The organism is Arthrobacter sp. NicSoilB8, from assembly GCF_019977355.1.
Classification (GTDB): Bacteria; Actinomycetota; Actinomycetes; order Actinomycetales; family Micrococcaceae; genus Arthrobacter.
On the sequence record NZ_AP024655.1, the window covers coordinates 3,037,703 to 3,049,906 of the forward strand.

Annotated in this window: 13 protein-coding genes; 7 read left to right on the plus strand and 6 right to left on the minus strand. The window is 68.4% G+C overall.

The features are described 5' to 3' along the window. The first annotated feature begins 29 nt into the window (after positions 1 to 29). The 3 genes from LDO15_RS13695 to LDO15_RS13705 are packed head-to-tail and all read left to right on the plus strand — an operon-like array spanning position 30 to position 2,702. Entirely contained in the window at positions 30 to 929 is a 900-nt protein-coding gene (locus tag LDO15_RS13695; RefSeq protein ID WP_223979515.1) for a slipin family protein, read from the plus strand. A gap of 28 nt (positions 930 to 957) precedes the next feature. Then, positions 958 to 1,878 (plus strand): alpha/beta hydrolase-fold protein, encoded by a 921-nt coding sequence (locus LDO15_RS13700; RefSeq protein WP_223979516.1) that lies wholly within the window; start codon positions 958 to 960, stop codon positions 1,876 to 1,878. Positions 1,879 to 1,937: 59 nt separating this feature from the next. Then, on the plus strand, positions 1,938 to 2,702 hold the full coding sequence (locus tag LDO15_RS13705; RefSeq protein WP_223979518.1) for a peroxide stress protein YaaA: 765 nt from the start codon (positions 1,938 to 1,940) through the stop codon (positions 2,700 to 2,702). 60 nt (positions 2,703 to 2,762) lie between these two features. Here LDO15_RS13705 and LDO15_RS13710 read toward each other — a convergent pair whose 3' ends face one another. Further along, positions 2,763 to 3,500, minus strand: a complete 738-nt coding sequence (locus tag LDO15_RS13710; protein WP_223979520.1) for a C4-type zinc ribbon domain-containing protein — start codon at positions 3,498 to 3,500, stop codon at positions 2,763 to 2,765. Between the two features lie 62 nt (positions 3,501 to 3,562). Beyond that, positions 3,563 to 4,510: a Nif3-like dinuclear metal center hexameric protein gene (locus tag LDO15_RS13715; protein ID WP_223979522.1), complete on the minus strand. Its 948-nt coding sequence runs from the start codon at positions 4,508 to 4,510 to the stop codon at positions 3,563 to 3,565. A gap of 100 nt (positions 4,511 to 4,610) precedes the next feature. On the opposite strand from LDO15_RS13715, the gene msrA reads away from it, so the two are divergent. The 3 genes from msrA to epsC all read left to right on the plus strand — a co-directional run bounded on the left by msrA (position 4,611) and on the right by epsC (position 6,760). Next, positions 4,611 to 5,135, plus strand: a complete 525-nt coding sequence (gene msrA, locus LDO15_RS13720) for a peptide-methionine (S)-S-oxide reductase MsrA (RefSeq protein ID WP_223979524.1) — start codon at positions 4,611 to 4,613, stop codon at positions 5,133 to 5,135. Between the two features lie 65 nt (positions 5,136 to 5,200). After that, complete coding sequence (cysK, locus tag LDO15_RS13725) at positions 5,201 to 6,136, plus strand: cysteine synthase A (RefSeq protein ID WP_223979526.1); 936 nt, start codon at positions 5,201 to 5,203, stop codon at positions 6,134 to 6,136. 39 nt (positions 6,137 to 6,175) lie between these two features. Continuing rightward, positions 6,176 to 6,760 carry a serine O-acetyltransferase EpsC gene (epsC, locus tag LDO15_RS13730; protein ID WP_091253804.1) on the plus strand — a complete coding sequence of 195 codons (585 nt, stop codon included), beginning with the start codon at positions 6,176 to 6,178 and terminating at the stop codon, positions 6,758 to 6,760. A gap of 86 nt (positions 6,761 to 6,846) precedes the next feature. Here the strand turns inward: epsC and LDO15_RS13735 are convergent, their stop codons facing one another. Both LDO15_RS13735 and gndA read right to left on the minus strand, forming a co-directional pair. Continuing rightward, positions 6,847 to 7,680, minus strand: coding sequence for an oxidoreductase (locus LDO15_RS13735; protein WP_223979528.1), 834 nt, complete (start codon positions 7,678 to 7,680; stop codon positions 6,847 to 6,849). Between the two features lie 117 nt (positions 7,681 to 7,797). Beyond that, positions 7,798 to 9,234, minus strand: a complete 1,437-nt coding sequence (gndA, locus tag LDO15_RS13740) for an NADP-dependent phosphogluconate dehydrogenase (protein WP_223979531.1) — start codon at positions 9,232 to 9,234, stop codon at positions 7,798 to 7,800. Positions 9,235 to 9,498: 264 nt separating this feature from the next. Here gndA and LDO15_RS13745 point away from each other — a divergent pair, with 264 nt between their 5' ends. Continuing rightward, positions 9,499 to 10,227: an FCD domain-containing protein gene (locus LDO15_RS13745; RefSeq protein WP_223979533.1), complete on the plus strand. Its 729-nt coding sequence runs from the start codon at positions 9,499 to 9,501 to the stop codon at positions 10,225 to 10,227. A gap of 35 nt (positions 10,228 to 10,262) precedes the next feature. Here the strand turns inward: LDO15_RS13745 and LDO15_RS13750 are convergent, their stop codons facing one another. Both LDO15_RS13750 and LDO15_RS13755 read right to left on the minus strand, forming a co-directional pair. Next, positions 10,263 to 11,432, minus strand: coding sequence for an L-idonate 5-dehydrogenase (locus LDO15_RS13750; protein ID WP_223979535.1), 1,170 nt, complete (start codon positions 11,430 to 11,432; stop codon positions 10,263 to 10,265). Further along, positions 11,432 to 12,202 carry an SDR family oxidoreductase gene (locus LDO15_RS13755; protein WP_223979536.1) on the minus strand — a complete coding sequence of 257 codons (771 nt, stop codon included), beginning with the start codon at positions 12,200 to 12,202 and terminating at the stop codon, positions 11,432 to 11,434. Before LDO15_RS13755 ends, LDO15_RS13750 begins: the two co-directional genes overlap by 1 nt. Positions 12,203 to 12,204 lie beyond the last annotated feature (2 nt).

Genomic DNA, 12,204 nt, shown 5'->3' on the forward strand with positions numbered 1-12,204 from the left:
GATTCCTGCTAGTCAAGGAAACGATCTCGATGAACTGGACCGCCGTCATCATCTGGCTGCTCGCCATCGTCCTGGTGCTTGTCCTGGCCAGGATGTCGATCAAGATTGTGCGCCAATACGAACGGGGCGTCCTGTTCCGGCTGGGCCGGGTGGTCGCAGTCCGGATGCCGGGCCTGCGGTTCATCATCCCCGTGGTGGACCGGCTTCAGCTGGTGAGCCTGCGGATCGTGACAATGCCGATCCAGTCGCAAGGGATCATCACCCAGGACAACGTCAGTGTCGACATCTCGGCAGTGGCCTACTACCGGGTGATCGACGCCGTGAAGTCCGTCGTGGCGATTGAAGACGTGGGGGCGGCCATCAACCAGATCGCCCAGACCACCCTGCGGAAGGTGGTCGGCCGCCACAGCCTGGACCAGACACTGTCCGAGACCGAGCGCATCAACAGCGACATCCGGGAAATCCTGGACGCCCTGACGCTGGAATGGGGCGTCGAGGTGACCCTCGTCGAACTCAAGGACATCCAACTCCCGGACAGCATGAAGCGGGCGATGGCCCGGCAGGCGGAGGCCGAGCGGGAGAAGCGGGCCAAGATCATTTCGGCCGAAGGCGAGGCCATCGCGGCCGTGGCCCTCGGCGCGGCATCCGACACGATGATGGCCCACCCTGTCGCCCTGCAGTTGCGCAATCTGCAGTCCCTCGTGGAGATCGGGGTGGACAAGAACTCAACCGTCGTCTTCCCCGCACCCCTGATGAGCACCATTGCCGAACTGGGCGCCTTCCTGACGCGCGAGGACCAGGCGGCGAAGGCAGGGCTTGCGGCCGCAGCAGCGGCGACGGTCCCGGCTCAGGCGCCGGCGGCGCCGGTGACGACGCCAACGGAACCGACACCGTCAACGACGCCGGCGGCACCGATCAAGGCCGCGTAGCCCCGGCCGGGACGCCTATGATCGGACGATGGAGAGGCCGCGGCTGGGACGCCGCCAGATGCTGGAACTCGGTGCCGGACTGCTGGGCGCCGCAGCGCTGACATCTTGCGCCCCGGCGGCCGGGCACCGGACGCCGGATCCCGGAGTGAGTTTCGGGACCGTCGCCGCGGGCCCGCAGGCGGGGCTCCGGACGGGCTCGTTCGTCTCTGCGTTCCGCCCAGGGCTTCCCACGGGCTGGTCCGTCGCCGTGCCGGCATCCGCCGCGGCCTCCCCGGCATCCGCGTCCGCCTCCCCGGAAGCCGGGGCCGGCGCCGAAGCGGGCGCGGGAAAGCTTCCGGTGGCCGTCTTCCTGCATGGCACCGGCAGCGGCAATGGCTTCCTCTTCGCCGAACTCGGCGCCCAGGCGGTCCTGCAGCGCCACGTGGACGGAGGCGGCACGCCGTTCGCCATCGCGGCGGTCGACGGTGGCGATTCCTGGTGGCACGCCCGGGCGGACGGAACCGACACACAGTCAATGCTGCTGACCGAATTCCTGCCCCTCCTCGCCGGGTCGGGCTTGGATACCGCCAGGGTGGGGCTGTTCGGACTGTCCATGGGCGGATTCGGGGCGCTGCTGCTCGCCTCGCAGGGGAAGGTCCCCGGCCTCCGCGCCGTGGCGGCGATGAGCCCCGCCGTCTGGGCCCGGTACGACGCGACCCGGGAGCATGCGTTCGACAGCCCGGATGACTTTGCCGCCAATGACGTCTTCGCCCTCCGGCCGCAACTGGCGTCTCTGCCAAAACGGATTGACTGCGGCACCGAAGACGATCTGCTTCCCACCGTCCAGGACTACGTCGGCGACCTCCCCGGTCCGCTCGAGGGCGGGTTCCTGCCCGGCGCCCATGAGGCGGCCTACTGGCGGCGGGTCCTGCCCGACGTCGTGAGCTTCCTGGCCAGGAATCTCGGCTGATCCGTGCCCGGGACATCGGCCCCACGTCCCGGCCAGGCGGCCGCCGGTAAGATCGTACGGTGCTAATTCTGTTGCCGCCCTCCGAGGGCAAGACCCCCGCTACCGGCGGGGACGCCGCCGACTGGACCACCCTGAGCTTTCCGGACCTCAACAGCGCCCGGGCCAAGGTCCTTGACGCGCTCGGGACAGTCAGCGCCCACAAGGACGCCCTGGCGCTCCTGGGCGTCGGCGCGTCGCTGAGTGCCGACGTCGAACGCAACACCCGCCTGCACGCCGAACCCGCCGCCCCGGCCCATCAGGTGTATTCCGGCGTGCTCTACGACGCCCTCGGCTACGACTCCCTGACCCCGGCGCAGCGGAAGAAGGCCGACGAATCCGTGCTCGTGATCTCCGCCCTGTGGGGCGCCATCCGCTTCGCGGACCGCGTGCCGGCCTACCGGCTGTCGATGGGGACCGCACTGCCCGACGTCGGGCGGCTCGCCTCGTTCTGGAAGCCGCAACTGAACGATGCCCTGGCGCCGGCCACCGCGGGCGAGCTGCTGGTGGACTGCCGGTCCAGCACCTACGCCGCGGCCTGGACTCCCCCGCCGGAACAGACGGTGGCCGTGAACGTCTTCACCGAGACCGGCGGCGTGCGCAAGGTGGTCAGCCACTTCGCGAAGCACACCCGCGGCGAACTGGCGCGGCATCTGCTCAGCCGCAGGGGCAAGGCGCCCTCGACGCCCGCGCAGCTGGGACAAGCGGCGGCCGAGAAGTGGGTCGCCGAGCTCGTGGAGGGCACGGCCCGGAAGCCGCACACCCTGAACATCATCCTGCCCAACTAGCTAGCAGCAGGGGCCGTTCTGAGCCCTCAAAACGGCCCCTGCTGCTAGTCAGTTGGGTGGCTAGGCCCACTCGGCGGAGCGCACCAGGATGCAGCCGGAGTCCGGGCAGAAGACGATGTCGTCCTCGGCGGCGGCCTTGATCTCGGCGAGGTCGCCCGGGCTGAGCTGCATGCCGGAGCCCTCGGAGGTGCCGTGGAACAGCCGCGCCGCGCCCACGCCGCGCCTGGCCAGGGTCTTCTCGTAGACGGCGAGCATTCCTGCGTCGAGTCCCGCGGCGAACTCGGCACGCTGCCCGCGCACCACGGTGGCTTCGGCGTCGATCTCGGCCAGCTGTTCGTCCAGTTCGGCGCGGATGGAGCCGAAGGAGCCCTGGATGTCATCGACGATCCGTTGCTGCGCGGCCTGGCGGGCGCGGAGCGAGTCGAGCCGTTCCAGGACCTCAAGCTCGACGTCCTCGAGGTCGGAGCGGCGCTTGTTCAGGGACACGAGGTCGCGCTGCAGGGCCACGAGGTCCTTGGACAGGCCCGTGCCGCTGTTGAGCTTCGCCTCGTCGCGTTCGATTCGGGAGGCAACCTGCTCGACGTCGGCCTCCGAGCGCTTGAGCTCGAGTTCGGCGTCGTGGACGGCCACCTTGGCAGCGCCAAGTTCGCCGTTGGCCACGCTGAGGGCCGCTTCCAGGTCGGTGATCCGGGAGTCGCTTTCAAGGCTTCGTCGGCGGTTGGACAAGGACTTGAGCTTGGCATCGAGTCCCTGCAATTCGAGCAACTTCAACTGTTCCGCCGGTGCTGCCTTGGCCACTATTTACCTCCGCTAAATCCAATCCGGCCGGAGCCGGGCACCGTACCGGCGCTTCCTAGACTCTAGTCCCCGCCCGGAGTCAGAATGAAGTCCCACGGATCACTGTTGGTGGTGCTGACCCGGATCTCGACGTCGTGGCCCTGGTCGGCGAGCACATTGCCCAGCGCCTCGGCGGCGGCAGGCAGCCACAGCCATTCGCTGGCGAAGTGTGACACGTCGATCAGGTAGGGCCGGTCATTGACGGCCGCCTCCCGGGCTTCGGACGCCGGGTGGTGGCGCAGGTCGGCCGTCAGGTAGACGTCCGCGTTGCTGGCCCGCACCTCGCCGAAGAGGGAGTCGCCGGCGCCGCCGCACACGGCAATGCGCCGGACCAGCCCGTCCCGGTCCCCGGATACGCGGACGCCGCCGGCCACGGAGGGCAGGATCCCGAAAACGCGGGCCGCGAAATCCCCCAGGGTCAGCACCTCCTCGAGGTCACCGACCCGGCCGATGCCTTCCTCGGGGAGCCCGTTCGCGGCGGGGGTCAGCGGGGCCACATTCTGCAGTCCCAGCGCATCGGCCAGGACGTCCGAGACGCCTCCGACGGCGGAGTCACCGTTCGTGTGCACCGTCAGCAGCGCCGTTCCGGACTCGATGAGGCGATGCACGGCCTTGCCCTTGGCCGTGTTCGCCGCGACGCTCGTCACGCCCTTGAGCAGCAGCGGATGGTGCGTGATGAGCAGCTCGGCGCCGAATTCGATGGCTTCTTCGATGACGTCGGTGGTCGGATCGACTGCGAACAGGACCCGGTGCACCTCGGCGCCCGGGTGGCCCGCCACGAGGCCCACCTCGTCCCAGTCCTCGGCCAGTGATTCGGGCCAGAGTTCCTCCACCGCCAGCTGGATCATCCCCAGCGTCGCGGTGCCGGGGGCCTCCCCGGTGCCGGTATCGCCGTCGACGGCGGCAGCGGCGGCAGCGGCGGCAGCGGCGGCGTCGGACTCAGCTGAAACATCGGTGTTCACAGGTTCCATACCCCCATTTTTACCCTATCCGCCGCCTGCCCCGTCACTTGTAAGAATCTCGTAAGACGGACGGGGGAATCATCGGGGCCGGCGAACCATTGAAGAGATCATGAGAACTTTTGTCCTCGGCGGAGGCTGCTTCTGGTGCCTCGACGCCGTCTACCAGAAAACCAAGGGTGTCAGCTCGGTCATTTCGGGCTACACCGGAGGCCACGACCCCAACCCCGACTACTACTCCGTCTGCTCCGGCACCACAGGACACGCCGAGGTGGTGGCGGTGACGTTCGACGAGGACGTCATCCCCGCCGAGGTCATCCTGGACATGTTCTTCGCCCTCCACGATCCCACCACGCTGAACCGGCAGGGCTATGACGTCGGAACCCAGTACCGTTCCTCGATGTTCTACGAGACCACCGAGGAAAAGATCCTGTTCGAGGAATCGATCGAACGGAACCAGGCCCTGTGGCGGCACCCGATCGTCACCGAGGTCAGCCGGCTGCCGAGGTTCCATGTGGCCGAGGATTTCCACCAGGACTACTTCGCCAAATACCCCGAGCAAGGCTACTGCCAGGTGATCATCAATCCGAAGCTGGCCAAGGCGAGGAAATATTACTCTGCATGGCTTAATGCTTAGCTAGGGTCCGTACGCGCTCGTTAGGCTGACCTCAGTTATCCCTCTTCAAAGACAGGCATACATACATGGCACCGATCTATGACGATGTAACCCAGCTGGTAGGCGGAACTCCGCTGGTCAGGCTCAACCGGCTGACCGAAGGCCTGGACGCCACCGTGGCCGTCAAACTGGAGTTCTACAACCCGGCCAACAGCGTCAAGGACCGGATCGGCGTCGCCATCATCGATGCTGCCGAGAAGTCCGGTGCCCTCAAGCCCGGCGGCACCATTGTGGAAGGCACGTCCGGCAACACCGGAATCGCCCTGGCCATGGTGGGTGCGGCCCGCGGCTACAAGGTCATCCTCACCATGCCGGAAACCATGTCCACGGAACGCCGGGTCATGCTGCGCGCATACGGTGCCGAGATCGTCCTGACCCCCGGCTCCGAGGGCATGCGCGGCGCCGTGGAGAAGGCCCAGGAGATCGTGGCCAACACGGAGAACTCCATCTGGGCCCAGCAGTTCGCCAACGAGGCCAACCCGGAGGTTCACCGCCGCACCACGGCCGAGGAAATCTGGACGGACACGAACGGCTTGGTGGACATCTTCGTCGCCGGCGTCGGCACCGGCGGCACCGTCACCGGCGTGGGGCAGGTCCTGAAGGAGCGCAAGCCGGACGTCCAGATCATCGCCGTCGAGCCGAAGGACTCCCCCATTCTCAATGGCGGAGCCCCGGGCCCGCACAAGATCCAGGGCCTCGGCGCGAACTTCGTCCCCGACATCCTTGACACGAACGTCTACGACGAGGTCATCGACGCCACGCTGGAGGATTCCGTCCGCGTTGCCCGCGAACTCGGCATCAAGGAAGGCATCCTGGGCGGCATCTCGTCCGGCGCCATCGTCTGGGCGGCCCTGGAACTCGCCAAGCGCCCGGAGAACGCCGGTAAACTTATTGTTGCTGTTGTCTGCGACTTCGGTGAGCGCTACATCTCCACCGTGCTGTACGACGACATCCGCGGCTAAGTCCCGGCCGCTGCCCCACGATTCCCCAGAAAGGTCTTTGTGAGCTTCTTCGCAAGACTGAAGGAAGACCTCGACGCCGCCCGGTCCCACGACCCGGCGGCGCGGGGTTCTTTCGAGAACTTTTTCGCCTACTCCGGCCTGCACGCGATCTGGTTCCACCGCCTGACGCACCGGCTGTGGCAAAACCCGGCACTGCGGTTTCCGGCCCGGCTCATCTCCCAGCTGGCCAGGTTCCTCACGGGCATCGAGATCCATCCCGGTGCCACGATCGGCCGGCGCTTCTTCATCGACCACGGCATGGGCGTGGTGATCGGCGAGACCGCCGAGATCGGCGAGGACGTCATGATCTACCACGGCGTGACCCTCGGCGGCCGCTCGCTCGCCAAGATCAAACGCCACCCCACCATCGAGGACCGCGTGGTGATCGGCGCCGGGGCCAAGGTCCTGGGACCCATCACGATCGGCCGCGACAGCGCCATCGGGGCCAACGCCGTGGTGGTCAAAGACGCCCCCGCCGAATCCATCGTCACCGGCGTGCCGGCCACCTGGCGGCACCGTGACGCCCAGCGCGAGACCAAGCCCGCCGTCGACCCGGCCGAATACCTGATCGAATACCGCATCTAGGTCTCTCGGCGCGGCGGGCAGCTTTCCCGAAGGCAAGCTGCCCGCCGTTCGCCGACAGCCCAGGGCCGTCCCGCCGCGCCGGACATCTACCCCGGGAACCGCTTGTAGATGTTCCAGAGAACGGCGTCGAACGCCCGGTCCGGCAGCAGGCGGCGCAGCAGCAGGATCCCCCGCGCGCTGGCACCCACCGGGTAGCGTGTCCGGGGCCGCCGCGCGGTCGCGGCGTGCAGGATCGCATCCGCCACCAGCTCCGGCCGCGTCGACGTCGCGGCATTCTCCGTGGTGCCCAGCGCCGCCGCCACCACTTTCGCCTGGGCCGCGTAGGGGCCATGCCCGGAGCTGGCCAGCAGCCCCTGCGCCGCTATGGCGCCCCACTCGGTCTGCGTCCCGGCGGGCTCGATGACGGCCACGTCAATGCCGTGCGGCCTGAGTTCGAGCCGCAGCGAATCACTCAAGCCCTCCACGGCGAACTTCGTCGCGTGATACCAGGTGCCCAGCGGCTCGTGCATCTTCCCGCCAATCGAGGAGACGTTGATGATCCGCCCCGTGCGGGCGGCCCGCATGGCCGGGATCACGAGCTGCGTCATGCGCGCCAGGCCGAAGACGTTGACGTCGAACTGCCGCCGCCCCTCGGCCGGCTCCACTTCCTCGAGCGAACCGTACGTCCCGTAGCCGGCGTTGTTGACCAGCACGTCGATGCGGCCGTGCACGGCCAGCACCTCCCCGACGGCGGCGCTCATCGAGTCCTCGTCCGTCACGTCCAGGGCCACCACGTTGACGCCGGAAGCCTTCAGGGGACCCATTTTCTCGACCCGGCGGGCACCGGCATAGACCGTGAAGCCGGCGGCGGCGAGCTTCTTCGCGGTTTCAAAACCGATCCCGGTGGAGGCACCGGTGACAAACGCTACTGGCTGGGGCATGGGGGTGAACTCCTTGAGCGCTTAACGCCTTGGACAGGTGCCGTTCGGAAACACGAACGGCCGGCGCCTCCCAGAGTAACTGGGAAGAGCCGGCCGTCGGGTCTGAAACGGTACGGGCTAGTGGGTGTCGACTGCCGCGATCTCGGACTTGTCCTCGCCCCAGAGGGTGTGGAAGGTGCCCTCGGCGTCGACGCGGCCGTAGGTGTGGGCGCCGAAGAGGTCGCGCTGGCCCTGGATCACGGCGGCGGGCAGGCGCTTGCGGCGCAGGCCGTCGTAGTAGGCCAGCGAGGAGGAGAACACCGGCACCGGGATGCCGAGCTGGACCGCGGTGGCCACCACGCGGCGCCAGGCCGGGAGGACCTCGGCGATCGCCTTGGTGAAGGCCGGCGCGAAGAGCAGGTTGGCCGGCTTCTCCGCCGCGGCGTACGCCTTGGTGATCTCCTTGAGCAGTTCGGCGCGGATGATGCAGCCGCCGCGCCACAGCGAGGCGATTTCATCCAGCTTCAGGTCCCAGCCGTATTCCTTGGCCGCTGAGGTGAGCATGTCCAGCCCCTGCGCGTAGGAGACGAGCTTGGAGGCGTAGAGCGCCTGGCGGACGTCTTCGACGAAGCTTTCGGGGACCTCGACGGCGGCCTCGCCGCCGGCGAGCAGTTCCTGGGCCAGCACGCGCTGCTCGGCCTGGGAGGACAGGGCGCGGGCGAAGACGGACTCGGCGATCCCCGAGACCGGGGAGCCGAGCTCCAGCGCGGAGATGACCGTCCAGCGGCCGGTGCCCTTCTGGCCGGCGGCGTCCACCACGACGTCGACGAACGGCTTGCCGGTCTTCGCGTCGACGTGGCCGAGGACCTCGGCGGAGATTTCGATCAGGAAGGAGGCCAGCTCGCCCTTGTTCCACTCTTCGAAGATCTTGGCCTGATCGGCCGGTTCGATGCCGGCGCCGGAGCGCAGGAGATCGAAGGCCTCGCCGATGACCTGCATGTCGGCGTATTCGATGCCGTTGTGGACCATCTTGACGAAGTGTCCGGCGCCGTCGGTGCCGATCCAGGCACAGCACGGCTTGCCGTCGACGTGGGCGGCGATCTTTTCCAGCAGCGGGCCGAGGGCGTCGTAGGACTCCTTGGAACCGCCCGGCATGATCGAGGGGCCGTTGAGGGCGCCCTCCTCGCCGCCGGAGACGCCGATGCCGACGAAGTGCAGGTCCTTCTTCGCCAGGGCGGCCTCGCGGCGGCGGGTGTCCTCGTAGTGCGAGTTGCCGGCGTCGATAATGATGTCGCCGGGCTCCAGCAGCGGTTCGAGCTGCTCGATCACGGAGTCCACCGGCTTGCCGGCCTTGACCATGATCAGGACCCGGCGCGGCTTCTCCAGCGAGTCGACGAGCTCCTGCAACGTCTCGGTGCGGACGAAGTCGCCGTCGTCACCGTGCTTTGCCAGGAGGGCGTCTGTCTTTTCCACGGACCGGTTGTGCAGGGCAACGGTGAAGCCGTTCCGGGCCAGGTTGCGTGCGAGGTTGGCCCCCATCACCGCGAGGCCGGTGACACCGATGTGTGCTGACATCAAAACTCCAATTCATTTCTTTACACCATGTATGCACGGCGATTTCTTGTACGACGTTCATCTAGGACTCGGGCAGGCAGTGCCGCATGGGGCGGAACCCGCTCTTGAGGATCAGTGGCTGTCTATAAACCATATGTATTTCCGCGGGCTGCGGGAAAGCAGCGCCCACGTAGCGGAATACTGCGCGTCACAAACAGTCTATGATCACCGGGCCCGGCCCTGCCGGTCGGCCCGGACGTGTCCTGCAGCATTATGCTTACGACTATGTCAACCAGCCTCCATCACCGTGCCGTTGAGCACCTCGGGACCCGGATCGTCGCGGGCGAACTTCCGGCCGGTCACGTCATGCTTGCTGAGCACCTCGAGGACGAGCTCAAGGTCTCCCGTTCGGTGGTCCGGGAAGCGGTCCGCGTGCTGCAGTCCCTGGGCCTGGTTGAGACCATCAAGCGCGTGGGCATCCGGGTGTTGCCCTCCAGCCGCTGGAACCCCTTCGACCCGCTCGTGATCCGCTGGCGCCTGGCCGGTGAAGGCCGCGGAGCGCAGCTGCGCTCCCTGGCCGAGCTGCGTACCGCCGTCGAACCGGTAGCCGCCGAACTTGCGGCGGCCAACGCCCCCCAGGAACTGCGCGAGGAGCTCGTGGAAATCTCGCACGCCATGCGCGACGCCGGGCAGGCCGGGGACGTGCCCCGGTTCCTCGAGCTGGACATCCTCTTCCACTCCCTGCTGCTGACCGGCTCCGGCAACGAGATGTTCGCCAACATGGTGGGCCAGGTGACCGAAACCCTGACCGGCCGCACCGCTCATGGCCTGATGCCGGACCACCCGCGGGAGACGGCGCTGCAGTGGCACGTGGACGTCGCCGAGGCCATCGCCGCCGGGGATGCCCCCGCCGCGCGTGAGGCGTCGAACCGGATCATGCGGGAGACCATCTCCGAGATGGAACCGAGCTGGAAGAACCAGCCCCGGGTGTTTGTCCCGCTCCAGCGCCACTAAGGCAACGACGGCGGCCCCCGCCGCAGCCGTGCTCCTCACGCCGGGACCGGATTGAAGTCCAGGAGCACCTTTCCGGACACTGCCGAGTTCCGGGCCACCTCGAACGCCTCCAGCCCGCGGTCCAGCGTGAAGGTGTGCGTGATGACCGGGTCGATGTGCAGGGATCCGTCGGCAAGGGCCGCTATGACGTCGTCGATTTCGTCGTTGAAGCGGAAGGAGCCCACCAGCTCCAGTTCCCGCGTGATGGCCAGGGAGATCAGGACCGGCTGCGGGCCGGTGGGCAGCAGGCCCACCATCACCACCCGGCCGCCGCGGCTCGCGCCCTGGACGGCCGAGGCCAGGCCGTGGTGGCTGCCGGAAGACTCAATCACGACGTCGGCCTCCACGGCCGCGATCGCCCCGGCGTCACCGGCCTTGAGGACCGCGTCGGCCCCCACCGCACGCGCGATTTCCAGCGGCCGGTCGTGCATGTCGACGGCGACGATCCGGCCCGCCCCGGCGCGCTTCAGGACCGCGACGGCCAGGGCGCCGATGGGGCCGCTGCCGATCACGAGCGCGGTCTTGCCCGCCACATCCCCGGCCCGGGCGACGGCGTGCCAGGCGACGCTGGCGGGCTCGATCAGCGCCGCCGTGCGCAGGTCAAGGCTCGCCGGCAGCGCCCGGAGCATCCGCACCGGCAGGTTCACATACCGGCTGAACGCGCCGTCCGTATGCGGAAAGCGCGCGGCACTGCCCAGGTACGTGCAGCCCGGCGACAGGTTGGGCCGGTCCGCCGGATAGCGTGCCGCACCCGGGCCCGGCGTGGCCGGATGGACCGCGACCGGGGTCCCCGCGCCGGGCCCCGAGCCGTCCGCGGCCGCCCGGACCACGGTGCCGGAGATCTCGTGCCCCAGGATCATGGGCGCCCTCAGGACCGATTCCCCGGCTGCGCCGTGCAGCCAGTAATGCAGGTCGGAGCCGCAGATACCGCCGAAAGCCACCTCGACGACCGCCTCCCCCGCGCCCGGGGCCGCCAGCGCGACATCCTCAATCCGGAGGTCGCCCGCGGCGTGGGCCACCACCGCCGGGCCCGACACAGGCAGGACAGATTCAGGCAGGACAGATTCAGGCAGGACAGATTCGGGCAGGACCGGCTCGGGCAGGACGGAAAAGTTCAGGACCGGCTCGGGCAGGACCGGCTCGGGCCGGGCTGTGCTGCTGGACATCAGACCACCACCGTCATTCCGCCGTCGATGAAGATCGTCTGGCCGTTCACGAAGTCCGAGCCGGCCGAGGCGAGCCAGACCGCGGGCCCGGCCAGGTCCTGCACCGTCCCCCACCGGTGCGCCGGCGTCCGGCCCAGGATCCAGGCGTTGAACCCCTCGTCATCCACGAGGTTCTGCGTCATCTCGGTGTGGATATAACCCGGCGCGATCCCGTTGATCTGCAGCCCCGACCCGGCCCACTCCGCGGTCATCGCCCGGGTCAGGTTCCGCAGCCCGCCCTTCGCCGCAACGTACGGGGCGATCGTGGGCCGGGCCAGGTCCGTCTGCACCGAACAGATGTTGATGATCTTCCCCCGGCCCCGCGGAATCATGCGCCGCGCCGCCTCCCGCCCCACCAGGAAGGCACCGGTCAGGTCCGTGGCGATCACCCGGTCCCAGTCCGCCACGTCAAGCTCAAGCATCGGGACCCGGTGCTGGATCCCGGCATTGTTCACCAGAATCTCCAGCGGCCCCACATGCTCCTCCACCCAGGCGATACCCCGGGCGGCCTCGGCGTCGCTCGTGACATCGAAAGCGCAGCCGCGCACCCGGCCCGGCGCGTACCCGGCCGCCATCGCCGCCTCCGCAGCCTTAAGCCGCTCCGGATCGATGCCGTTCAGCACCACCGTGGCGCCCGCATCCGCCAACGCCCGGGCCAGCGCATTGCCGATCCCCCGGCTCGAACCGGTCACCAGGGCCACACGCCCCGTCAGGTCAAAAAGTGAAGTCATGG

Bases quoted from the DNA above. Each gene is read 5' to 3' on its own strand.
- LDO15_RS13695 (WP_223979515.1), top strand. From the start codon at position 30: ATGAACTGGACCGCCGTCATCATCTGGCTGCTCGCCATCGTCCTGGTG.
- LDO15_RS13700 (WP_223979516.1), top strand. From the start codon at position 958: ATGGAGAGGCCGCGGCTGGGACGCCGCCAGATGCTGGAACTCGGTGCC.
- LDO15_RS13715 (WP_223979522.1), bottom strand. From the start codon at position 4,510: ATGGAACCTGTGAACACCGATGTTTCAGCTGAGTCCGACGCCGCCGCT.
- msrA (WP_223979524.1), top strand. From the start codon at position 4,611: ATGAGAACTTTTGTCCTCGGCGGAGGCTGCTTCTGGTGCCTCGACGCC.
- cysK (WP_223979526.1), top strand. From the start codon at position 5,201: ATGGCACCGATCTATGACGATGTAACCCAGCTGGTAGGCGGAACTCCG.
- LDO15_RS13735 (WP_223979528.1), bottom strand. From the start codon at position 7,680: ATGCCCCAGCCAGTAGCGTTTGTCACCGGTGCCTCCACCGGGATCGGT.
- gndA (WP_223979531.1), bottom strand. From the start codon at position 9,234: ATGTCAGCACACATCGGTGTCACCGGCCTCGCGGTGATGGGGGCCAAC.
- LDO15_RS13745 (WP_223979533.1), top strand. From the start codon at position 9,499: ATGTCAACCAGCCTCCATCACCGTGCCGTTGAGCACCTCGGGACCCGG.
- LDO15_RS13750 (WP_223979535.1), bottom strand. From the start codon at position 11,432: ATGTCCAGCAGCACAGCCCGGCCCGAGCCGGTCCTGCCCGAGCCGGTC.
- LDO15_RS13755 (WP_223979536.1), bottom strand. From the start codon at position 12,202: ATGACTTCACTTTTTGACCTGACGGGGCGTGTGGCCCTGGTGACCGGT.